The organism is Lederbergia lenta NBRC 16444 (assembly GCF_001591545.1).
Classification (GTDB): Bacteria; Bacillota; Bacilli; order Bacillales; family Bacillaceae_C; genus Lederbergia; species Lederbergia lenta.
The window spans coordinates 13,294-37,254 of record NZ_BCVC01000009.1 but is presented as its reverse complement, the minus strand read 5'-3'; the positions used below and the strand labels follow the sequence as shown (position 1 = coordinate 37,254).

23 protein-coding genes are annotated in these 23,961 nt (G+C 36.1%); 16 read left to right on the top strand and 7 right to left on the bottom strand.

What is annotated here, in order from left to right:
• Nucleotides 1-6 precede the first annotated feature (6 nt).
• Nucleotides 7-2,106, bottom strand: coding sequence for a type I pullulanase (pulA, locus tag BLE01S_RS17840; protein ID WP_066145540.1), 2,100 nt, complete (start codon nucleotides 2,104-2,106; stop codon nucleotides 7-9).
• Nucleotides 2,107-2,464: 358 nt separating this feature from the next.
• Here pulA and glgB point away from each other — a divergent pair, with 358 nt between their 5' ends.
• The 5 genes from glgB to BLE01S_RS17815 all read left to right on the top strand — a co-directional run bounded on the left by glgB (nucleotide 2,465) and on the right by BLE01S_RS17815 (nucleotide 10,606).
• Complete coding sequence (gene glgB / locus BLE01S_RS17835; RefSeq protein ID WP_066145537.1) at nucleotides 2,465-4,369, top strand: 1,4-alpha-glucan branching protein GlgB; 1,905 nt, start codon at nucleotides 2,465-2,467, stop codon at nucleotides 4,367-4,369.
• Between the two features lie 12 nt (nucleotides 4,370-4,381).
• Nucleotides 4,382-5,539, top strand: a complete 1,158-nt coding sequence (locus BLE01S_RS17830; protein ID WP_066145534.1) for a glucose-1-phosphate adenylyltransferase — start codon at nucleotides 4,382-4,384, stop codon at nucleotides 5,537-5,539.
• A complete protein-coding gene (gene glgD / locus BLE01S_RS17825; protein WP_066145528.1) occupies nucleotides 5,536-6,642 on the top strand; it encodes a glucose-1-phosphate adenylyltransferase subunit GlgD in 1,107 nt (368 codons plus the stop codon). Before BLE01S_RS17830 ends, glgD begins: the two co-directional genes overlap by 4 nt.
• 99 nt (nucleotides 6,643-6,741) lie before the next feature.
• Nucleotides 6,742-8,166, top strand: a complete 1,425-nt coding sequence (glgA, locus tag BLE01S_RS17820; protein WP_066145525.1) for a glycogen synthase GlgA — start codon at nucleotides 6,742-6,744, stop codon at nucleotides 8,164-8,166.
• A gap of 13 nt (nucleotides 8,167-8,179) precedes the next feature.
• On the top strand, nucleotides 8,180-10,606 hold the full coding sequence (locus BLE01S_RS17815; protein WP_066145522.1) for a glycogen/starch/alpha-glucan phosphorylase: 2,427 nt from the start codon (nucleotides 8,180-8,182) through the stop codon (nucleotides 10,604-10,606).
• Between the two features lie 657 nt (nucleotides 10,607-11,263).
• Here BLE01S_RS17815 and BLE01S_RS17810 read toward each other — a convergent pair.
• Both BLE01S_RS17810 and BLE01S_RS17805 read right to left on the bottom strand, forming a co-directional pair.
• On the bottom strand, nucleotides 11,264-11,485 hold the full coding sequence (locus BLE01S_RS17810) for a DeoR family transcriptional regulator (RefSeq protein WP_066145518.1): 222 nt from the start codon (nucleotides 11,483-11,485) through the stop codon (nucleotides 11,264-11,266).
• A gap of 259 nt (nucleotides 11,486-11,744) precedes the next feature.
• A complete protein-coding gene (locus BLE01S_RS17805; protein ID WP_066145515.1) occupies nucleotides 11,745-12,557 on the bottom strand; it encodes an alpha/beta fold hydrolase in 813 nt (270 codons plus the stop codon).
• Between the two features lie 201 nt (nucleotides 12,558-12,758).
• Between BLE01S_RS17805 and BLE01S_RS17800 the strand changes: the two genes are divergently transcribed.
• From BLE01S_RS17800 to BLE01S_RS17760, 9 genes are all read left to right on the top strand, one after another.
• Nucleotides 12,759-13,463, top strand: coding sequence for an ATP-binding cassette domain-containing protein (locus BLE01S_RS17800; protein WP_066145512.1), 705 nt, complete (start codon nucleotides 12,759-12,761; stop codon nucleotides 13,461-13,463).
• Nucleotides 13,456-14,634, top strand: a complete 1,179-nt coding sequence (locus BLE01S_RS17795) for an ABC transporter permease (RefSeq protein WP_066145509.1) — start codon at nucleotides 13,456-13,458, stop codon at nucleotides 14,632-14,634. The genes BLE01S_RS17800 and BLE01S_RS17795 overlap by 8 nt, the downstream gene beginning before the upstream one ends.
• Nucleotides 14,635-14,775: 141 nt before the next feature.
• Entirely contained in the window at nucleotides 14,776-16,203 is a 1,428-nt protein-coding gene (pepV, locus tag BLE01S_RS17790) for a dipeptidase PepV (RefSeq protein WP_066145508.1), read from the top strand.
• Between the two features lie 24 nt (nucleotides 16,204-16,227).
• On the top strand, nucleotides 16,228-17,076 hold the full coding sequence (dat, locus tag BLE01S_RS17785; protein WP_066145503.1) for a D-amino-acid transaminase: 849 nt from the start codon (nucleotides 16,228-16,230) through the stop codon (nucleotides 17,074-17,076).
• Between the two features lie 219 nt (nucleotides 17,077-17,295).
• Nucleotides 17,296-17,850, top strand: a complete 555-nt coding sequence (gene thpR / locus BLE01S_RS17780) for an RNA 2',3'-cyclic phosphodiesterase (RefSeq protein ID WP_066145500.1) — start codon at nucleotides 17,296-17,298, stop codon at nucleotides 17,848-17,850.
• A 22-nt stretch (nucleotides 17,851-17,872) separates the two neighbouring features.
• Nucleotides 17,873-18,826, top strand: a complete 954-nt coding sequence (locus BLE01S_RS17775) for an NERD domain-containing protein (protein ID WP_066145497.1) — start codon at nucleotides 17,873-17,875, stop codon at nucleotides 18,824-18,826.
• Nucleotides 18,827-18,829: 3 nt separating this feature from the next.
• Nucleotides 18,830-19,804 carry a diacylglycerol/lipid kinase family protein gene (locus BLE01S_RS17770; RefSeq protein WP_082788810.1) on the top strand — a complete coding sequence of 325 codons (975 nt, stop codon included), beginning with the start codon at nucleotides 18,830-18,832 and terminating at the stop codon, nucleotides 19,802-19,804.
• A 190-nt stretch (nucleotides 19,805-19,994) separates the two neighbouring features.
• Nucleotides 19,995-20,783, top strand: a complete 789-nt coding sequence (locus tag BLE01S_RS17765; RefSeq protein ID WP_066145495.1) for a phosphotransferase family protein — start codon at nucleotides 19,995-19,997, stop codon at nucleotides 20,781-20,783.
• A 233-nt stretch (nucleotides 20,784-21,016) separates the two neighbouring features.
• On the top strand, nucleotides 21,017-21,523 hold the full coding sequence (locus BLE01S_RS17760; RefSeq protein WP_066145492.1) for a DoxX family protein: 507 nt from the start codon (nucleotides 21,017-21,019) through the stop codon (nucleotides 21,521-21,523).
• A 48-nt stretch (nucleotides 21,524-21,571) separates the two neighbouring features.
• Here the strand turns inward: BLE01S_RS17760 and BLE01S_RS17755 are convergent, their stop codons facing one another.
• Nucleotides 21,572-21,751, bottom strand: a complete 180-nt coding sequence (locus BLE01S_RS17755) for a YfhD family protein (RefSeq protein WP_066145490.1) — start codon at nucleotides 21,749-21,751, stop codon at nucleotides 21,572-21,574.
• Between the two features lie 115 nt (nucleotides 21,752-21,866).
• On the bottom strand, nucleotides 21,867-21,998 hold the full coding sequence (locus BLE01S_RS20560; protein ID WP_420812671.1) for a YfhE family protein: 132 nt from the start codon (nucleotides 21,996-21,998) through the stop codon (nucleotides 21,867-21,869).
• Nucleotides 21,999-22,106: 108 nt separating this feature from the next.
• On the opposite strand from BLE01S_RS20560, the gene recX reads away from it, so the two are divergent.
• On the top strand, nucleotides 22,107-22,904 hold the full coding sequence (gene recX, locus BLE01S_RS17750; protein ID WP_066145487.1) for a recombination regulator RecX: 798 nt from the start codon (nucleotides 22,107-22,109) through the stop codon (nucleotides 22,902-22,904).
• Between the two features lie 21 nt (nucleotides 22,905-22,925).
• Nucleotides 22,926-23,240, top strand: a complete 315-nt coding sequence (locus BLE01S_RS17745) for a YfhH family protein (RefSeq protein ID WP_066145485.1) — start codon at nucleotides 22,926-22,928, stop codon at nucleotides 23,238-23,240.
• Between the two features lie 324 nt (nucleotides 23,241-23,564).
• On the opposite strand, the gene BLE01S_RS20555 is transcribed toward BLE01S_RS17745, so the two are convergent.
• Together BLE01S_RS20555 and BLE01S_RS17740 are read right to left on the bottom strand one after the other, a co-directional pair.
• Nucleotides 23,565-23,726, bottom strand: coding sequence for a YpzG family protein (locus BLE01S_RS20555; RefSeq protein ID WP_082788808.1), 162 nt, complete (start codon nucleotides 23,724-23,726; stop codon nucleotides 23,565-23,567).
• A gap of 15 nt (nucleotides 23,727-23,741) precedes the next feature.
• On the bottom strand, nucleotides 23,742-23,912 hold the full coding sequence (locus BLE01S_RS17740; protein WP_066145483.1) for a small, acid-soluble spore protein K: 171 nt from the start codon (nucleotides 23,910-23,912) through the stop codon (nucleotides 23,742-23,744).
• Nucleotides 23,913-23,961: the final 49 nt, after the last annotated feature.

Below are 23,961 nucleotides of genomic sequence, written 5' to 3'. Positions count from 1 at the left end.
TTTTCTTTACCGAGACTTTTTGAGGACGAATAGCTCATATGGTCCGATAAATGTAAATTCTCCTTTTATTTCTTTTTGCTCCCTTTGGAAATCATTCGTTACAGAAATAATCCAACTGCCTGATGAAGGTAATTGTAGCTCGTAATGTTCTTTAGTTGGATTTATATAGATTGAAAAGTCTTCCTCATTTCCAAATAAGGCAAAGCCGAAAACTGGAACTGGGGTATCTAATATATGAAATCTTCTCCTTACTTCCTCTTTAGAGGGAAGACGGAAAACATCATATTTTTTTCGAAGTGCAATAAGGGTCTTAATAAATTCGATATTTTCATTTTCTTGTTCTCTTTTTTTCCAGTCCAATTGGTTGATCTTATCCCCAGAAATATAGCTATTTTCATCTCCGAGTTTACTTCTAAACCATTCCTGACCGGCATGAATAAACGGTATCCCTTGGCTTAGCAAGGTAATTCCAGTTGCAATTTGGTGCATTTTTTTCCGTTCTGCATCGCTGAATTGTTCATTAGTAATAAGCAGGCGATCCCAAAGTGTATGGTTATCGTGACATTCAACATAGTTGACCGTTTGATCTAATTCAGATACATAGGGTTCCCCGTACTCTTCTATAGCTGACCCAGTGACAAGATGGGGCATACGTTCATTAAAACGGCCATTACCGTTTGCGTAGCCAGTATCATGATGATCAAATAAATTACCTTTGAGAGAATCGCGAAAACGATCATTAAAAAATCTAATACCCATTAATTGATGGGATTGAAAAGATGTAGCTTTTTTATCAGCAGCAAGTGCTGTGTTCAGTTCCCATCCTTCGCCTAAAAGCATAATGGGTACATCTTCTTTAGCACAACGCTCTTGAATTTGTTTCATTGTTTCAATATCCATCGCACCCATTAAATCAAATCGAAATCCATCCACATTATATTCATTTAACCAAAAATCAATAGTATCAATAATGAATTTTCGTACCATTTCCCGTTCAGTTGCAAGATCATTCCCAACACCGGTCCCGTTACTAAGACTCTCGTCAGCATGATAGCGGAAATAATATCCTGGGACAAGTATTTCAAAGGGGGATTCTTCCATCACGAACACATGATTATATACAACATCGAGAATGACGGAAATACCTTCCTCATGAAAACTTTGGATCATCTTTTTGCTATCCATTATTCTGGATATAGGATCCTTAGGTGAACTAGCATAACTACCTTCGGGAACTTGGAAATAAAGAGGGTCATATCCCCAATTATACTCATTAATAGGATTAAGCTCATTCACACGGGCAAAGTCATTAATAGGTAATAGTTGAACATGAGTAATACCTAACTCTTTTATATAAGATAGGGCTGTTGAAAATCCATTTGAAGTAGTTGTAGATTTTTCCGTTAAACCTAGGTATTTACCTTTATTGAGAACGCCACTTTCTTTTTGGATTGTAGCATCGCGAACATGCAGTTCATAAATAATAGCATCTTGTAATTGTTGAAGTTTTGGTCTATTTGAATGAATTTTTTCTGTTTTTGCAAAATCGACAACTACACCTTTTTTACTATTAGCGAGCATCGCTTTTGCATATGGATCATTAACACGCTTTATTTCTCCATTAACAATAATTTCATAATCATAGGAATAGCCATGCCAGTCACCATCAATTTTTAATTTCCACACACCATTTTTTTGTCGATTCAATAAAAAGCCAATACTATTTAAATATAATTTTATAGCTGTTGCAGTGGGGGCCCATATCGAAAATGTAGTGCTGGTTTTCGTATATAATGCTCCTAATTCTGTATTTAAAGCAGAATAATTTTTATCAAACCAATTGGTACGAACGATAGATCCTGGGTATACGGGTATTTCCTCTTCACCCCATTTAAGTACAAGGTTTTCCCCCATAGGAAGTTCTTCGAAAAAGATTAGTCTGGCAGTAGAAGCGTCTATGATCTTTTCCACTTTTGTTGGAAAATGCTTATTTTTATATTTCCAATAAATAATTGGGGATTCTTCTTTATGAAGCAATAATGAGATATCTTCCATAATTACAGTTAATACATATACATCATCTATCCAAGCCGCACGAGTCTTCACAAAAGCAACCCCTTTTTTCTTCGCTATTGCTTTCCCTAATACATGTATTTGCTTTTATTATATGTTTGTACTCCAATATTGGGAGATTTAAATACTGAAATATAAAATTACATGTTTGTAAAAGTAATTCACTTTAATGGCAATATATAAACAAAATATCTATATATTCGTAGCTATAGCCAAATAATTTATTCGACAAAGTCTTACAGCCCCCCTTAATTTCTATAGAGAATTGTCGAAGGAATCTTCTGAAAAAACATGAAGTTATCGCCTATAATATTATTTGTGATTAATTTCACTCTATCTATTCCAAAATCATTTAATTTCAAGAGACAGTTCAAGAAAGGAGTTAGCTACAATGTACTACAACATTTCTGAACAGGATATCTTTTTATTTCACCAGGGTACGAATTATCATAGTCATCGATTGTTAGGTTGTCATCAAATTGAATGGGAAGGTAAAACAGGTTTACGGTTTGCAGTTTGGGCACCTAAGGCTAAAAAAATACATATTGTTGGTGATTTTAATAACTGGAAAGGAGAGTTATATTCGCTAAAACGGATTACAGAGGAAGGATTATGGGTTGGTTTCTTTACAGAAATTCCTATAGGTGTTCCTTACAAGTACCAAATAGTTGCAACGAATGATCAAATCTTGATGAAAGCAGATCCCTATGCATTTCAATCAGAGCTTCGTCCTGCAACAGCGTCTATAACTACCGATCTTTCAAAATATGAGTGGATGGATAGCGATTGGCAAGAAACAAAGATAGAGTTTGATGTTTATACATCCCCTATTTCAATATATGAAGTTCACCTAGGATCATGGAAAATCAAGGTAGACGGTGAACTTTATACTTATCGAGAGCTTGCTGATGAATTAATCCCATACGTTAAATCATTAGGTTATACACATATTGAATTACTCCCACTTGCAGAGCATCCATTTGACCTTTCTTGGGGATATCAAATAACGGGATATTATTCAGTAACATCACGTTATGGAGCGCGTGATGATTTTAAATACTTCGTTGACGAATGTCATAGGCATAAGATTGGCGTCATTATGGACTGGGTACCCGGTCATTTTTGTAAAGATGATTTTGGGCTCCGAACATTTGATGGAGGACCGTTATTTGAATATGCTGATCCCCGTAAAGCTGAAAAAAAATCATGGGGCACTTTAACTTTTGACTTTGGAAAACCCGAAGTACAAAGTTTTTTAATTTCCAATGCCCTTTTCTGGTTTGAAGAGTTCCATATTGATGGCTTGCGTGTAGATGCAGTTGCAAGCATGCTCTTTCTTAATTTTGATAAGGGGGAAGAGGAAGAAAAAATATACAATTCATATGGTGGTGAGGAAAACCTTGAAGCATACGCGTTTATTCGCAAATTAAACGAAGTTGTTTTTTCATATGAGCCAAATGCATTGATGATGGCGGAGGATAGTTCGGATTTGCCACTCGTTACGGCACCTACATATGCAGATGGTCTCGGTTTTAATTTTAAATGGAATATGGGCTGGATGAACGACATGCTGAACTATATGAAAAGGGATCCTATACATCGTAAATGGCACCATAATTTGCTAACTTTTTCCTTTATGTATACTCATACGGAAAACTTTTTACTTCCATTTTCACATGATGAGGTAGTCCACGGTAAAAAATCATTGCTAGATAAAATGCCTGGTGATCAATGGCAGCAATTTGCAAACCTTAGACTGCTATACGGCTATATGATCACACATCCAGGTAAAAAGTTATTATTTATGGGAGGTGAATTGGCGCAATACGCTGAATGGAAAGATAAAGAAGAAGTGGATTGGCATTTATTAGACTATCCACTCCATAAAGCAATGCATGAATACGTAAAAACTTTAAATCACTTTTATCTAGAAAATCCTGAGTTGTATGAATTAGATCATGAAACAGAAGGGTTCGAATGGATTGATCCACATAATGTCGATCAAAGTATTATTGCATTTCGCAGAAGAAGCAAAAATCAGGAAGGCGAACTGATTATCGTTTGTAATTTTACACCAAATGTCTATTACGATTATAAAATTGGTGTGCCTAGTCCGGGAATATATCAAGAAGTGTTTAATTCAGATGCAGACGAGTTTGGAGGATCAAGCCAGTTAAATGAAGCTGATCATTTTAGTTTTCCCAAAAAGTGGCATGCATTGCCACAACATATCCAAATAAAAGTGCCACCTTTAGCGATATCTATTTTTAAACTGAAAAAAAATTACATCAAATAGGGAGGTCATTGAATGAAAGAGTGCGTAGGTATGCTGTTAGCTGGAGGGGAAGGTAAACGATTAGGTGCTTTAACGAAAAACTTGGCAAAACCGGCGGTGCCTTTTGGAGGAAAATACCGCATTATAGACTTTACTTTAAGTAACTGCACAAATTCGGGCATTCATACGCTGGGGGTCATGACTCAATATTCCCCACTTGAATTAAATACTCATATTGGTAATGGAAAACCGTGGGATTTGGATCGAGAAAATGATGGTGTGTCGATACTATCGCCTTATACAGCCAAAAACGGTGGAAACTGGTATTCAGGGACGGCTGACGCAATCTATCAAAATATTCACTATATTGATCAGTATAATCCGGAATATATACTCGTTATTTCGGGTGATCATATTTATCAAATGGATTATACAAAATTATTGGATCAACATAAACAAACAAAAGCAGATGCAACTATTTCTGTTATCCCTGTAGCTTGGGATGAAGCGTCACGATTTGGGATCTTGAATACGACCGATGATCTGAGAATCTATGAGTTTGATGAAAAACCGAAAAAGCCTAAAAGTAATTTAGCTTCAATGGGTATTTATATCTTCACATGGACAGCTTTAAAATCATATTTAATCGAAGATGCTGCGCTTAGCTTTTCTACCCATGATTTTGGAAAGGATATTATTCCTGCCATGCTAGGTGATGATCTTCGCCTGTTTGCATATCGTTTCGAAGGTTATTGGAAGGATGTTGGCACGGTTCAAAGTTACTGGGAAGCTAACATGGATTTGTTGGATGAAGATTGGAGTCTTTCTTTAAACGATCATAACTGGAGGATATACTCTAATGAATCCAATTTACCGCCACAATATCTCGGTGAAACAGCAGTGGTAAAGCATTCATTAATTAATTCTGGTTGCTGGGTTTCTGGAACCGTTGAAAGCTCCGTGCTATTTGAAAATGTAGTTATTCAACGTGGTTCTATTATTAATCAATCCATTTTACATCCGGGAGTAAAGGTAGGTAGTAACTCTGTATTGGAGCGAGTGATTGTGATGGAAAATACAGAGATTCCTGCAGGGACCCATATTAAGGTTGATTTGGCTAAAGAGCCACTTGTTATTGATCAAGAAAAACTAAATCAGATGGTATTGTTAACAGGAGGGGAAGTCGGATGAATACAATGATGGGTCTTATAAATTTGGAACATGAGCATCATTTTTTTCATGAATTAACATATTTTCGCAACGGTGCTTCTATTCCTTTTGCAGGTCGCTATCGAATGATTGATTTTACGTTATCAAACATGGTCACATCGAATATTGAGGAAGTTGCCATTTTCACTCGTAATAAATATCGTTCATTAATGGATCATCTTGGAACAGGGGAAAGTTGGGAATTAGATCGGAGAAATGGTGGTTTGTTTATTTTACCTCCCGATTGGAATGATCCGTCAGATATTTCTAAAGGGGATTTACAGTTTTTTCATAATAACAGGGATTATTTTCATAGAGGGAAGTCTTCACACGTGCTAGTTAGTGGTAGTCAATTTATAGCAAATACTGATTATCAAGATGCATTTAAGTTTCACCTTGAGCGAAATGCAGACATAACTCTCATTTCTGCTCGTGTCAAGGAATTAAAGTCGGAACATGATCCTAATTTTCGCATCGAAGAAGATAAGGATGGTTGGGTGAAGGATATTACAAATGATAAGAGAAACCACCAATTATTTACAGGAGTATATATTATTAAAAAAGAAGTTTTAATGGAACTGGTTGATCAATGTATCGCCCATCACCAAGATCATTTTTTTATTCATGGCATCAAAGAGAGACAATCTAACTTAAAAATTCAAAATTACCAATATAATGGTTACAGCGCTTTTGTTAATTCGATTGAAAGTTATTATCGACATAATATGAATCTATTAACGGAAGAGAATTATCAGGATCTGTTTTACAAGCCACCTTTTATTCGAACAAAAATTGGAAATCAGCCCCCAGCTAAACATAGGTACGAAGCTAGTGTCAAAAAGTCTATTCTTGCAAATGGATGTGTTGTCGATGGAGATGTAGAAGGGAGCATATTATTTCGTGGTGTGACAGTAAAAGAGGGGGCTATGATAAAAAATTCAATCATTATGCAGCGTTGCACGATTGAAGAAGGTGTGTATTTAGAAAATGTAATTTTAGATAAAGATGTGCATGTGACAGCAAATCAAAAATTAATAGGGTCACAGGATAAACCGTATGTAATTGCAAAAAGGCAAGTCATGTAACGATAATAGGTAAGTTTTTTAGCAATTTTATCCCAAGTTGTGGCAATCTCATCTGATTGCCTTGCACAGATGGAAAATGAAGAGAAGGAGAGATCACATATGAAAAATATATTATTTGTAGCCTCGGAATGTACACCATTCGTTAAAACGGGAGGACTAGCGGATGTGATTGGATCTCTTCCACAGGCATTAAAACAAAATGAAGGTATGGAAGTTCGCGTAATTTTGCCACTTTATGATGAAATATCAGAAGAATGGAGAGGGCAGATGAAGTATCTTGCCACATTCGATGTACCATTAGGATGGCGCAAACAGGAAGCGAGTATTTATGCGCTTGAATATAATCAAGTGGTTTACTACTTCATTTCTAATGAATATTATTTCACCCGTAAAGGCGTATATGGGTATTACGATGACGGAGAGCGGTTTGTATTTTTTTGCCAGGCAGTAATAGAAGCAATAGCACAACTTGACTATAAACCAGATGTGTTACATGCTCACGATTGGCAAGCAGGAATGGCTGTAGCTTTGGCTAAAATAATGAATCCAGTAGAAGATATGAAAACTGTAATTACGATTCACAATATTAAATATCAAGGGATCATGCCATTAGGAACATTTGATGATTTCTTTCAATTACCTGTAGAGCATATAAGTGGTATGGAATGGAACGGAATGTTGAACTGCCTGAAAAGCGCATTGTTTCATGCGGATAAAATTACAACAGTTAGTCCTAGTTATGCAGAAGAAATAAAAGATCCATATTATAGTGAGAGCCTACACCCGCTTCTAATAGAAAGATCAGATGATTTAGTAGGAGTGCTAAATGGCATTGATACAAAGGATTATAATCCTTTGACTGATCCATCGCTTCCTGTAAATTATCGTTCTTCTAGAGCAAGCAAAAAGGCAAATAAAATGGAGATACAGGAAAAGGTTGGATTGCCGATCGATGGTGAAAAACCGTTGTATATTATTATTACCCGTCTTGTTGAACAAAAAGGATTACATCTAGTCCAGCATATTTTAGATGAGTTTCTACAAGAAGATGTTCAAATGGTTATATTAGGAACAGGTGATGAAGAATTTGAAAGATATTTTGCTGATGCCGCCCATCGATATCCAGACAAACTAGCTACATTGTTAACATTCGATGAAGGGTTAGCACGGCAACTTTATGCAAGTGCGGATTTCTTTGTGATGCCGTCTAAGTTCGAACCTTGTGGGTTAGCGCAACTAATCGCCCTGCAATATAAGACAGTTCCAATTGTACGCGAAACCGGTGGTTTAAAAGATACAGTTTTTCCATATAACGAAATAACAAGCGATGGAAACGGATTTAGCTTTGCGAATTACAATGCCCATGATCTTTTGACAGTTTTGCGATATACATTAAAGATATATCATGATCGTCAACAATGGATGTTACTATTGAAAAATATTAACAAAGGTCAATTTAGTTGGAAAGATTCCGCACGGGAATATGCCAATATGTATGAGCAAATAATTCCAATATACGCATAGGGGATGATTGTCTTTGCCCAAGTTAACTGTAAATGAATTTAAAGAACGGATCATCGATAAATTAAAATCAGATTATGTAAAAGATATACACGAGGCATGTGAGAATGATATATATTATATTATTTCCTCGATTGTAAATGAGGAAATTCTGCCACAATGGCATGCTACTCAACAAAAATATAAAGAGAAAAACTGTAAACAAGTGTATTATTTATCGATGGAGTTTTTAGTAGGTAGCTTGCTTGAGAGCAATCTACTTAATTGCGGTTTGCTTGAACAATCAAATCAAGCGTTAGAAATGCTTGGTTTTAAACCCGAGAAAATATATGCTCAAGAACATGATGCTGGTTTGGGGAACGGTGGGTTAGGCCGGTTGGCCGCTTGTTTTTTAGATTCACTATCATCTCTTTATTATGCTGGTCATGGATATGGGATCAGGTATCGCTATGGTTTATTTGAGCAGCGAATTATTCATGGAAATCAATTAGAGTTACCAGATTATTGGTTGAAAAATCGTTATCCTTGGGAATCAAGGAAAGAAGATGAAGCCGTATGTATTCATTTTCATGGGGACGTACATATGTTCAAAAAGAACGATGGAAGTCTCGAATTCAAATATAAAAATACTGATAAAGTCATGGCAGTACCTTATGATATTCCAGTAGTTGGATATCAAAATGATGTGATTAACACACTCCGCCTTTGGAGTGCAGAATCAGTTTATCAAGAGGAGGACTTAACAGGAGATGGTTCCCAGTATTATCATGACCTTGACCATCAACATTCGATCGAACAAATTACTGGATTTTTATATCCGGACGATTCAAGTCATGAAGGAAAAGAACTACGTTTAAAACAGCAATATTTTCTTGTTTCATCAAGTATTCAAAACATTATAAAAAACTTTAAGCGGAATCAAAAATTATCATTAAGTCATTTATCGGAAAAAGTTGTAATTCAAATTAATGACACGCATCCAAGTCTTGCGATTCCAGAACTTATGCGTATCCTCTTGGATGAGGAGCACTTTAGTTGGGAAAGCGCATGGGAAGTGACGACAAAGGTTATAGCCTACACAAATCATACTACATTAAGCGAAGCACTTGAAACATGGCCAAAAGGCATGATGCAACATCTGCTTCCGCGCATTTATATGATTATAGATGAGATAAACGAACGATTTTGTAAAGGGATTTGGTTTGATCATGAGGAGTTAAGAGAGCAAATTCCTGAGTTAGCGATTATTGCTCATGAACAAATTCACATGGCGCGTCTTTCAATAGTTGGCAGCTTTAGCGTAAATGGTGTCGCACGCATTCATACTGAGATTTTAAAGAAAAAAGAGATGAAACATTTTTATACACTTTTTCCTGATCGTTTTAATAATAAAACAAATGGGATTACCCATCGACGTTGGTTATTGCAAGTAAATCCCAAACTATCTAACCTAATCACAGATGTAATTGGACCAAAGTGGGTGCAGCGCCCGAAACAACTCATTAGTTTATTAAAATATTCGAAGGATACATCATTTTTAGAAAAAGTCGATCAAGTGAAACGTGAAAATAAGATACGATTAGCAAATATCATTCATGAACGGACTGGTATTTTAGTTGATGATCAATCCATTTTTGATGTACAAATTAAACGGCTTCATGAATACAAACGACAATTGCTAAATATTTTTCACATTATTTATCTGTACAATGAACTGAAGGAACATCCCAACCTGGATATTACACCTCGCACATTTATTTTTGCAGCCAAAGCTGCTCCGAGTTATCATTTAGCTAAAGAAGTCATTAAACTTATCCACACGGTTGCATCGATTGTGAATTATGATTCGGATATTCAAGGGAAATTAAAAGTAATTTTTTTAGAAAATTATAATGTCAGCCTCGCAGAAAAGATTATCCCAGCTGCCGATATTAGTGAGCAGATTTCAACTGCTAGTAAAGAAGCATCAGGTACAGGAAATATGAAAATGATGATGAATGGGGCTATTACTGTTGGTACGTTAGATGGAGCAAATATTGAAATTAATGATTTAGTCGGTGACCAAAACATGTTTATTTTTGGCTTAACCGCAGATGAAGTATTAGATTATTATCACCATGGTGGTTATAATGCGACTGATATTTATAATACGGATGACAGAGTGAAACGGATATTGGATCAATTAAATCAAGGTGAATTCGGCTCACATGAAATAGAGTTCAAAGATATTTATTATAATATACTGTACCATAATGATCCATATTTCGTACTAAAAGACTTTGAACCTTATTTGGAAACTCATGAACTAGTGGAACGTGCATATAGAGATCGATTAACCTGGCTAAACATGAGTGTAACAAATATCGCCTATTCCGGAAAATTCTCAAGCGACAGAACAATTCAAGAATACGCAACAGACATATGGAAAATCAAACCAGTGTAACAAGAAAAGCGAAGGCACCCGTTCAGCGACGTAAAAACTGGAAGGAATCTGACGAGATAAAGGAAACACGATAAGCCGCAGGCGAATCGATGTTGACTTATCGTAGGAATAATCGTGAAGTTTGCTAGTCGTTGGTGCCAGTAGCTAGACAAGAAGAAAAGCGAAAGCGCCTTGTTCATCGACGTACAGAGTGGAAGGGCGCTCGTACGAGATAAAGGAAACACGATAAGCCGCAGGCGAATCGATGTTGACTTATCGTAGGGAGAAGCCCTGAAGTCTGCTAGTCGATAGGCGCTGTAGCTAGACAACAACAAAAGCGAAAGGCACCCGTTCATCGACGTACAAACTGCGCCCATAGGATGTGGGTGCCTTTACGTTGCCACAGGAAGTGGCGGTTTTAGTTGGGGAACCTTTATGTGTACGCGATAAAGGAAACACGATGAGCTATTCTCTATCACCTTAAGATTAGTCTAACTTAAGTAAAAAATGAATAAGTAATTAGAAAAAAATTGAAGAAGCTTACCGCTTGCCCTGCGGAAAGCGGTAAGCTTCGGAAAAACTGTTCTATCCAACGAGAAAATAAAAAGCTGTAGACGTCCCGTTTCGAGTTTGTCTACAGTAAAAGAGCTATCCTTTTGGATAGCTCTTTTACTAATTTTATGATGTTAACTTGACTTTTTTCTGAGTTGTTGTCCATTTCCCACGACGTGGGCTGCTGATTAGGTCATTGTATTCTAACACATTCAAGTCTCGTTGAATGGTGCGAGGAGTGCTTCCGAATTCATCTGCAAGCTCCCGAGTTGTAACGGTGCCATTATCTTTGATGAATATATAAATATCTTTAATTCGGGTAAGCATTCTATTTGTTGAAGGTTTCAAAAAACCACTCCCTCATCTTTAATTCCTTTGGCAGAGGCTGCAGACGGCTTTGAGGCCTATAAATCTTGATGGCCTTTCCAGTTCGTTTTTCTTCCCTGAGGACAACTCCTTTTCAATATTTAAATGTGAATTAACAGACAATTCCATTATAACGTATTTATGATTAAAAGGAAATAGGAAATATTCGGATATTTAAATGGAAAAAGGCCAATCGGTATTCAATCCGATTGGCTGATCTGTATTCTTCAATTAATCTAAATTAGCTAGACACTTGTACTTTTTCTTGACCTAATAGTAATTCATGAATTTGATGAATAAACTGTATGGTAACTTCATTAAAAGTTTCCGGCTGGTCAATATTACACACATGGCCAGAATCTTTAATCGTAATTAGGTTTAAATCGGGCTGCTTATGTACAAGTTCTTTCACAGGTGAGAGAAATAAATAATCCTCTTCTCCCATAACAAACAACGTAGGTACATTGTTTGCTTGTAACTGAAGCGAACGTAAGTAGGGATTTATAGATTTTGTTAAAGCAAACCATTTGATAAATTCTTTCTGGCACATTTTCTTTGCTTGATTAATAAAAGCTAATCTTGATTCATTATGATTAGAATGAGGCATCAAAATCCAAGCATACAGCTTATATAAATACATATATGGTACGATATGTTTAACAGCATTAGCTATTCCGATAAGCAATTTAGTACGGATATCTAGCTTGATCACTGCTCCACCCAAAATTTGAGAGGTTACTCGATCGGGGTATTCTTGAACAAGGGTTTGAATAACAATTGTACCAAGGGATATGCCGATAAAGTGACTTTTTTTAATTTGCAAATAATCCAATACGCGGATGACATCAGCGGTTACTTCTACAAAGGAATCATCCTTTTTCCATAATCCTTTTCTAGATCGTCCATGACCTCTAAGGTCAATGCTTAATACGTTAAAACTTTTACGGTATTCTTTTATTTGTTTATACCAAATACTTGAGCTTCCGCCAGCTCCGTGGATTAATGTAACCCATGGATTAGCAGGATCAGATTTATATTGTCGATAGTGCAACACAGCCTGCGGACATCTCCTTATCAATAAATAGATACTCATCTATTAAAGCACTTACAGCATGTAAAGTGAATCAATAGCGTGTGATTCCGAATGACAACTTTATTAATGTTCGCTAAATGATCATAATTAGCCTCTTGAATGGAACTTTCATGAATAATAAACGTATAAATGTTAATTAAATATAGAAATGGAGATGTGCCATTGACTTTACTTGATGTTGATTTAAAAAATGCTGGTTATGAATTGGGAAAAGCGGCAGTGTCTGATGTTCATTTTTTTATTCATTCATCAGAGCTTGTAGGCATGATCGGTTCAAATGGAGCTGGTAAAAGTACAACAATTAAAGCGATCCTCAGCCAACTGCCATTTGTTGAAGGCAAAGTAAAGAGAAAGAAAGGGAGTACATATTCATACATACCCGAACGTCCAGTCTATTATCATGAGTTGACGCTATGGGAGCATTTTGAGTTTGTGGCAGCTGTGGAAAAATTAAATGAATCAAGCTTGCTCTACGCAAAGGACATATTAAAAAAAATTCGTTTGTTAAAAAATATTCATGAATTTCCTAGTACTTTTTCTAAAGGAATGCAGCAAAAAGGCATGATAGCGCTCGCTTTGTTTACGAAGCCGGATCTATTAATTATTGATGAGCCATTCATGGGTCTTGATCCAGGAGCGACACGACTACTCCTTGAAATGCTTGAGGAAGAGAAAGCTAAAGGAACAGGAATATTAATGTGTACGCATATTTTGGATACGGCACAACGAATATGCGATTCGTTTGTGATTATTGAAAAAGGCACGATGAAAGCAAAAGGGACTTTATCAGAGGTATTAACATCATGTAATGCAGAAGACGGAAGTCTATATTCCTGTATTGCTGATGAGGATGGCAGAGATGAATAGTTTTAGTTTACTATTTGCAAGGATACAACAAAATTGGAGGTTTCAATACGGACTTTTTAAAGCGGTAAGTGATTGGACAATCATGGTTTATCTCGTCATTCCTGCAATTGTGATTGGGGCTGCCGTTTATCGTTCATGGTGGGTGGATATACCTTATTGGATAGAAGGGATCCCATATGAAATATTGTTTGTTCTTTTCTTTTTCTTTTTATGGAACGGACATTTTCATACTTTTGTAAGGGAAGCTGATGGCATCTTCTTAATGAAAAATGAGAGCTTGCTACTAGGATTAAAACAAGGTGGTATTATTTATACTTCCATACTTGAATTACTATCAGCGATGTTTCTGGCTTTTGTCATTTCTCCCTTTTGGATAAAACATTTTGAAATGAGTATTGTAGGTCTCATTCTTTTTCATTTAATGTGGGTCTCGTTAAAATGGCTCGTCATGGCTGTAAAAGGAAAGATGAATATTCTTGTAAAAGGTTGGAGGAATATATTTAGAAGTATGCCACTCGCCATCATGGCATTTATTATTTGGTATGTAAGTTATAGAGCATTTACTATGGAAAATACTTTCTTTATGATGAGTATAATCATGTTAAACGTGCTTGTTACCTTGAAGTTAATTAAAAAGCGCTTCACATCCATTAGAACGTTTGAGCGGGATCTAGTCATTGATGAAATGGAAAAAATAAAATATATAACCCTAATATTAGGGATGTCAATGGACATGGAGAAATTGTCTAAACCCACCTTGACAAGGAGAAAACCACGTCTTTACTCAAGATCAAATCGAATATTTAAAGAAAGAACATCTACAAAAGGATTTCTTGAATTATTTATAAAAGCAACGACAAGAAACTCAGAATATATTCTTGGTTTTTTAAAAATAACAGGTATAACGGCTGCAGCTATTATCGCGATTCCGCCAATTTGGTTTAAAATTACGATTATTTGTTTCGGCTATATATTTTTAATTAGTTGGATTGGTAATGTATGGAATAAGTTGATTGGTGAGCATCCATTCACAAAAAAATATGTGGGAGATGATGGTTATTTACATGGGAAAAGAGCTGTAACAATAATACTCTCTATTCCGTTTATCGTTGTTATTATTTGTGCTCTTATTATTAGAATATGGATTTCGAGTCTTTTTTCCTTTTTATGAATGAGGTAAAAGCGGTACAATAGAAACAAATAGTGCATGTCCAAAAAGTAGGATAAAAAGGACTAAGAAATTCGATGTGTTATTTTTACCGGCTTTTTGAACAACCTTGAATAAGTTTATTAGTCAAAGGAGCTAGAGATGATGGCTAACATTGATTGGAAAGCAGAAGTGGAAAAAAGAAAAGATAATTTAATTGCAGATTTAAAAGGGTTGTTGAAAATTAGAAGCGTGCTTGATGATCAACACGGTACCGAAGAAGCACCGCTTGGTTTAGAAGTAAGAGCGGCACTAGATTACCTTTTAGAGCTAGGTGAAAAGGATGGTTTTACTACTAAAAATGTAGCTAATATAGCAGGACATGTTGAAATGGGAACAGGGGAAGAGCTTATTGGTGTTTTATGCCATGTAGATGTTGTGCCCGAAGGAGATGGATGGACTGTTGACCCATATGGTGGAGAGATTAAAGATGGAAGAATTTATGCAAGAGGTGCAATTGATGATAAAGGTCCTACTTTGGCCGCGTATTATGCAATGAAAATTGTGCAAGAGCTTGGGCTTCCACTAGAAAAAAGAATTAGGATGATTATCGGCACGGACGAAGAGAGTGAATGGCGTTGTGTTGATCGATATTTTCAAGAGGAAGAAATGCCAGAGATGGGTTTCGCACCTGATGCAGATTTTCCTATCATTAATGCAGAGAAAGGGATTGCCGACTTTGACCTCGTGCAAACAGTGAGTAAAAAGGAAGGGAATAATACGAGTATTACATTATTATCGTTTAATGCAGGCAGACGATACAATATGGTCCCTGATTATGCTAAAGCAGTTATGGATGTACAAAAGGATCATACCGAATTAATGCAACATTTTAATGATTTTATAGAGGCCCAAGAATTAAAAGGGAGATATTATATTGAAAGTGGTTATATGATTCTGGAGCTTGAAGGTGTGTCAGCGCATGGCATGGAGCCTGATAAAGGAAAAAATGCTGGCCTTTTACTAGCGAATTTTCTATCTAGTTTTGAACTAGATTCATTAGGGAAATTATTTGTAAGTAGTGCAGTAGACTTCTTTTTCGGAGATTCTCGTGGCCGCAAATTAGGTGTGCAGTATGAGGATGACATTACAGGAGAACTCACAATTAATGTTGGTGTTATGTCTTATAATGAACAAGATGGTGGCCGGTTTGGTTTGAATATGCGTTATCCTGTCACTTTTAAACTGAATGATGGAATGAAAACATTAACGGAAGTAGCTAATCAAGCAGAATTTACGATAGCTAATTTCACCAATTCGCAGCCCCATCATGTGTCAAAGGATAACGAGCTTATTCAAATTCTCCAAAATGTGTATGAACAACAAACACACAAGGAAGCAAAGCTCTTATCGATTGGAGGAGGCACATATGCACGTTCATTAAAATCTGGAGTAGCATTCGGTGCCTTGTTTCCAGGGAGACCAGATGTGGCCCATCAAAAGGACGAATATATGGAGCTAGATGATTTATTTAGAGCAACAGCAATTTACGCCCAGGCTATTTATGAACTCGCACGAGGAAATGATAAGTAAAATCTCAACTAAGGGGATAGTAATATGGTGAAAATTATTTACAATGATCAAATTATGGATAAAAATAAAGTGCAAATTGATATTGAAGATCGTGGTTATCAATTCGGTGATGGCGTATATGAAGTGATTCGTATTTACGATGGGCAATTATTTACAGCAGAGGAACATCTAACTCGATTTTTTAGTAGTGCAGAAAAAATAAAGATCGTTGTACCATTCCCAAAAGAGCAATTACTTAGATTAATTAAACAGTTAATCAACGAAAATAAAGTAAATAATGGCTCTATCTATATGCAGATCACAAGAGGAGCCTCGCCAAGAAATCATGTTTTCCCGAGCGCCGAGACTAAACCTGTGTTAACCGCTTATACGAAGGTAGTAGAAAGACCGGAATCTGCACTTGAAAATGGCGTAGAAGCAATCGTTGCTGACGATATCCGTTGGCTTCGTTGTGATATTAAAAGCTTAAATTTATTGCCCAATTTACTAGCTAAGCAGCAAGCAACAGAGAAAGGATGTTATGAATCCATTCTTCATCGTGATGGCACAGTAACTGAAGGTTCTTCCTCCAATGCTTATATCATCAAAGATGGTAAAGTGAAAACACATCCTGCGACAAACTTAATATTAAATGGAATTACACGTCAAGTCATTGCACGTTTGTGCGATGAAAATCAAATTCCGTTTTATGAAGAAGTATTTACAGTTGATGAATTGCTTGCGGCGGATGAAGTGTTTATTTCAAGTACTACTTCTGAGGTAATGCCTGTCATTCGTGTGGATGGTAAATTGTTTAGCGATGGAAAGCCAGGACAAATTACAAGGAAACTCCAATCATTATTTTTAGAGGAAATTAAAAAGATGGAAAAATGATCAGCATTCAGCAAATAACCTGTGTTTATTTGGCTTCAGTAGGGAATTATAAAACCTATTGAAGCTTTTTAAGAATGTAAGGAACATTATAAAACATAGGTTAGTACTACCTGCACTGAATCCACAGCAAGTATACTCTCTTTACACCGTTAGCGTTTTAGTGATAGCAAACATTTCATCGGTACATTATAATACATTAATGTAAGGAGTATATGAATTATGTCCCATTACTTTTTTGCACTCTCCCTTTCGAATGACTTGAAGGGAAAATTACAAGACGTAAGCAAAGAAATGAGAGTTAATTTAGCATTCAAAAATTGGGTGCACCCTAAAGACTATCATATTACACTGGCTTTCCTTGGTCAGGCAAATGAAGAACAACTTCATGAAGCTTGTAAATTAAGTGAAAATGCATTGGCAAGTATTTTTACATTTTCATTTGAGTTAAGTAAAGTAGGCGTTTTTGGTCTCCCTAAAACTCCAAGGATATTATGGATGGGAACAAAGGAGTCTAATCCTCTCGATGAGGTACAAAAACGAGTATCGCTCGCTTGTACACAGGCGAAGTTTAAGCTTGATGAGCGACCTTTTATCCCCCATATTACACTAGCGCGAAAATGGATAGGATCTGACGATTTTACTCTAGAAAATACGGTACTTAAAAAGGATCTTTTTAACATAGAGTATGAGGCTTCAGAAGTAGCATTATTTCGAACACATCCACATAACACACCTAAATATGAAAAAGTAAAATCGTTCAAGTTTCTACCATGAATATAAAGGAAGGTCACGGCCTATGGCACAGTTAATAAAATTACAAGATTATATCTCTCGCTATGAGAATGACTTAACGCGATATCCCACACAATTTGTTCGCTTAAAAAAACAGCAATGGGAAAAGATGAGAAATACTTGGGAAAATCCAGCATTCCTAGCAATCAATCATGTTGAAGAAGAGAACCAAACCAAACAAAGTTTTATCGAGAAAATGAAAGGTTTATTTCAGCCTGAAGCTGAAAATTTGTCTGAAGAACTAGCAGTACCCATTCAAAAAGTTGAAGCTGGAGCTGAAGAAGAGGGGCAATTTGCATTTTCATATACATTACCATTACAAGCAAAAACTGAAACAGAATTAAAGCAAGCATTTCTAGATCAACTTCTACGCTTTCAAATTAATTGGGCAAGCTCCACAATAGCCGAAAAATCATTCGTAGATTCCACATATTATAATGATGAACGACTAAGCCATTTCTTGCAACGTTTTCCAGATACATATTTTCTTCTGTACGAACCAATATTTCTATTGAAAAAAGCTCCAGTCGAGGTGGAGGTACTTATACTGACTCCAACCGAAATTTGGTGTTGTGCTTTTATAGAAATGGAGGAAAATGCGGCTTATACAGGTTCACCAGATCATTTTTGGATAAAACGATCTGGTGGCAAAGAAGCTAAAATATTGAATCCTGGATTATCAGCGAGCCGAACGGAAAAAATAATTAAACAGATATTTTCTTTGTATGAAGTGGAATTGCCGATTCGAAAAGCAGTAATCTCCCGCAATGGTTATTTGGACTACCCCGATGCGCCAAATGATTTAACGATGCTAGATAAACGTTCATATGAAGAATGGTTTCAGAAAATGAGAACATCAGGCTCGCCATTAAAGATGATGCAACTCCGTGCTGCTAAAGCATTATTGGAATACTGTCAAACTACGTCTTTTCGACGACCAGATTGGAATAGAGATTAACAAGTGAATAAGATTAATAGTTTTGAAATAGTAAAAAAATTAATATTTATCGTAAATCGCGAAGCAAAAAATGGCTTTAGCCGAAAAATTTGGTATAATATCGAGAGGAAATTAGATGATATACCCCACGATGTTTATTTTACTGAAAAAAAAGGACACGCCACTTTACTTGCAAAGCAAGCTGCAGAAAGTACAAACGATCCACTCATCATTATTGCGGTAGGTGGTGATGGTACTATTCATGAAGTATTGAATGGCGCGTTACAATATAGTCATATTACATTTGGATATATTCCTACAGGTTCTGGTAATGATTTTGCAAAAGGCTTTGAGCTTCCAAGAAATCCAGAAGCTTGTCTAGAAATAATTCTACGTGAAGTAAATAATATTAGTCATCAATTTGATATTGGCTTTTATCAAGGGAATGACGAACAAAATGGATATTTTGTAAATAGTTTAGGAGCAGGGTTTGACGCTTCTATTGTTTATAAAGCTAATAAGTCTCCTTTAAAGAAGTGGTTGAACTACTTCTCACTCGGTAATATAATATATGCCATATATTTAATAGCAGAATTATTTCATTATAAGCCAAATATGCTTGAGCTTACTATTGATCAGAAGAAATATACTTTTGAAAAAACATGGTTTATCACTATATCAAACCAACCTTACTACGGGGGAGGTATGCAAATTGCTCCCCTTGCAGACCCAAAAGATGGGGCATTTAGTATTGTTGTTGTTCATCAATTATCAAGGTGGAAGTTACTGTTTGTTTTTATGAGTGTTTTTTCCGGAAAGCATTTAAATTTTAAGGAAGTAACTGAATATAAAGGAACAGATATTAAAATCGATGTTGACCGCCCCATTCTGTTACATGCAGATGGAGAAAATATTGGTCACACACCGATACATGTAAAAATGAGTGCGAGAAAATGGAAATTAATTCAAAGCTCAGTAGCAGTTTCTGAGGGAAAATAACATAATTCTACAAGTTTCTTCGAAAAAACAATAATTTCTTTAAATCTGACTTGACGGAAAAAGTAGATTAGAGATAAAATTTAACGAAGGGTGGCTATTGTTATTTACTTTGTATCAATAGCTGTCTTTTTTTCTTTTAAGATGATGATTCGGAGTGCTGTCTCCGTTGACATAATGAAGGTGAATAACGGTGAAACATTTATTTGGGCAGGAATGGGATATCATTCCTGCTGGCGGAGCGACAGGAGAAGCTTTTTTTGCAACAAATGATAATGAAAAGTTATTTTTGAAGCGAAATTCATCTCCTTTTCTTGCAGTTTTATCAGCGGAAGGAATCGTTCCAAAATTAATATGGACGAAACGAATGGAAAATGGCGATGTAATCACTGCTCAGCAATGTGTAAATGGCCGAGAGTTTAAACCGAAAGATATGGCAGAGGAAAGGGCAGCAACGTTATTAAAAAAGATCCATGAATCCTTGCCTTTATTAAAGATGTTAAAAAGAATGGGGAAAGCTCCAACTTTTCCAGCTCACATGTTGGAGGACGTGAACTCAAGTTTAGACGATGAATTAAAGTCAAAAATAGTTGTTCAATCATCGCTAGATTTTTTAGAAAAAGAAATAGGGAATATTACCTGTGATGAATGGGCGGTTTGCCATGGCGATGTGAATCACAATAATTGGTTATTGACTGACACGGATGATCTTTATTTGATCGATTGGGATGGGGCAACAATTGCAGATCCTGCCTTAGATCTTGGTTTATTGCTGTATTGGTATATCCCTCGCAATGAGTGGGCTCGCTGGTTAGCAATGTATGGCCGAGAGCTATCCGAAAACCTAGAAATACGTATGAAATGGTATGTAATAGCTCATACATTAACATCGATCCAATGGCATAAAGACAAGGAAAGATTTGAAGAAATGCAGCATTGGCTGGATTATTTGACGAAGATAGAAATAAATTTTAGTGTATGATGAAAACTCCTTACCTACATTAGTAGTGGTGGGGAGTTTTTGCATATAAAAATGTATAAGGCAAAGATGTGAAACAATCTTAAATGTCTTGTCAAAAGGTAAAAAACATAGTATATTAAGAATGTAGATACATTGTGAAATTAATCACAATTAACTTTAAGCACTTATATTTTTTTAGCTATAAATGTGAATTATTTCACAAGTTATTGAAGGTAGAAGAAGGAGTGAGTGAAATGACAAAATGGTATGAAAATCGCTGGGTAGCAATGATATGGGGAGCATTAAGAATTTGGTTAGGTGTTCAGTGGCTCCAAGCGGGCTTAGGAAAGGTTGGTACGTTTGATGCCACAGGATTCCTCACTGGTACAATTGCCAAAGCAGGTGGAGAGGCACCGATCGTTCAAGGATGGTACGCTGGATTTGTTGAAACATTTGCAATACCAAATGTTAAATTGATAAATATATTAATTCCATGGGGAGAAATCCTAGTTGGTGTCGGTTTAATCATCGGAGCACTCACAATTCCTGCATTAATTGCTGGAGCGTTTATGAACTTAAACTTTTTATTAGCAGGTACAATCAGCACAAATCCAATTCTTTTAATCGTTGCAGTTATCCTACTGTTTGTCGCAAAAGGAACAGCGTACTATGGAGTAGACAGGATCCTGGTACCTGCAACAATGAACAATCTAAGGGGAAAAGGAATTTTTAAAAAAATGCGTGCAGCTATAATTCAATAGTGACCAATAAAATAATGAGAGAGCATATTGTAGCTCTCTCGTTATTATTTATTTTTTCTTTGCACGATTATCTGCAGCTTTAGATCGAGCCATTGCTTCTCTGTCATTGTTGTCGGCCATTTCGGTAGAAAATTCTACGTCCATACCATCAGATTTCATATTTTTAGGTACTTGGGGAAGTTTTTGTTTATTTTTATCACGTGCTTTACGTCGATCGTCACGTCCCATAGCGCAAACCTCCTTTAGGTATTTTAGTGATTTAAATTATCACAAATTTATTATTTGCGATAATCAGAATTACATACCACTTATATATAGAATTTCTATGTTGTTGGTCCCGATCTTATTTCCGTCTACGGTTGCCATCAGTATATCCTCCTGCTTTATCCGCACGTTTGAATTCGCTAGAATAAAGCACTTCCTGAGTAGTCGTCAAATTACTTTTTTGATCTAAATCTTTTCGTTTAACCATCATTACCACCCCTTCATCTTTACTTTCATTTTGACCCAGCAAGTTCGAAAACATACACAGATGTTTTTGTGATAAAATAGAATCATTATGTCTTCACGAAGGAAGATGAGTATGCCGATTATTACAAAAATTTCCACGCAAAAAAATGCAACCGATCGTTATAATATTTTTCTAGATGAAAAATTTGCTTTCGGTGTTGATGAAGAAGTATTGATGCGATTCCAGCTTGGTAAAGGAAAGGAATTATCAGAATTAGAAATTACACAAATTCAATATGAAGATGAAATTCGTAAAGCGTTTAATACTGCCATCAACTTCTTATCGTTTCGGATGAGATCGGAATCGGAAATTCGTACCCACCTAAAGAAAAAGGAATGGGAAGAGCCTGTCATTCAAGCGGTTTTGCTGAAATTAAATGAGCGTCAATATATTGATGATCTTGAATTTGCTTCTGCTTATGTGAGAACTCAAGTAAACGGGGGAAAAAAAGGACCGGGGACGATTAAGCAAGAGTTGAAACAAAAAGGCGTCGCGGATCATTATATCGAAGAAGCGTTAACTAAATATGATGGAGAGCAACAAATAGAACATGCAATTCAGTTGGGAAATAAATTAACGAAGCAAAATAGCAGTTTGTCTGAAAGATCCCTCAAACAAAAAATCCAACAGCACTTAATGACTAAAGGTTTTCCCTCCAATATCATTTCCATTGCAATGGAAGAAATTGAGTTTGAGAAAGAAGATGATGCAGAATGGGAAGCCCTACTAGTACAAGGCGAAAAAGCTCATAGAAGATATAAAAGCCTTTCTGGTTATGAATATAAACAAAAAATGAAGCAAGTGTTGTTTCGAAAAGGATTTGCTATTGAAATAATTGATCGATTTCTTCAAGAAAAAGACAAGGAATAGTAGATAAGGTGGATAGAGACAATGGAAAATGAAAAAAGATATAGTCAAATGACGGTAGCGGAATTAAAAGCGGAGATTGCACAAGTTAAAGAAAGAGCTCGTAAAGCGGAGCAACTCGGGATTGTTAACGAGTTTGCAGTGTTGGAGAGAAAAGCACTGATGGCTAAAGCTTATTTGCTTGATCCAGCGGATTTCAAACCAGGTGAAATTTACGCGCTTGATGGAGATCCCGGTGTTTATTTTAAAATTGATTATATGAATGGTGTATTTGCTTGGGGTTACAGATTAAATGGAAATGGTAAGCAAGAGGCGCTACCTATTTCTGTATTAAAATGAAGTTGCTTTCTTAAACATTGTGGTTATTTTTCCGCGATTAGAATAGACGAATTTAGTAACAGGTGAGCGTCCGCTCGTACCTTATGAGCACTGAAAAAACATCTTGCTATACAACGAAATGGATAGCAGGATAAAGAAAAAATGGGCGAAAATATTCCTGTTTTCATTACGATTATTGAATAGAGTGTGATTTCTTTTATAGGTACTCGCTTTCCTTGAGCGGATCGTATTTTGAATATTACTCCATTTTGATTTTAGAGAATAGCATAAAAAAGAGACACAGCAAAATATAGCTGTGTCGATACTTGCATTTTAATTTTATATTTACTTCTTGTATTTTGTAACTGCAGCTCTTTGCCTAATAATGTCATCCTGAGTTAGTTGTGTATGTCCATTTACTTGTGAGCTCATATTTTTTGGAGAAAACCATGCTCGATTAAAAGGGGTTAACTGGCGATTTAAATGAGAATTCTCGTTGTTAGCCATATTGTGTTTTCCTCCTTATTGATTAAGTTCTCCATCTTCTCTGGCACCTGAAGCACGCATTCTATCCTGTGGGGCTGTGTTAATAGTCCCATCAGCGCGTTTTGAGGCATATTCCGCTTTTGCCCGAGGTTCGCCTTCGAATTTATTGTCGTTGCCGTATGGGAAATCTTTAGCCTTGTTGCGCATTCGGACACCCTCCTTATTGTTGTCTAAACGAAAATTAGTTTAGATCTAA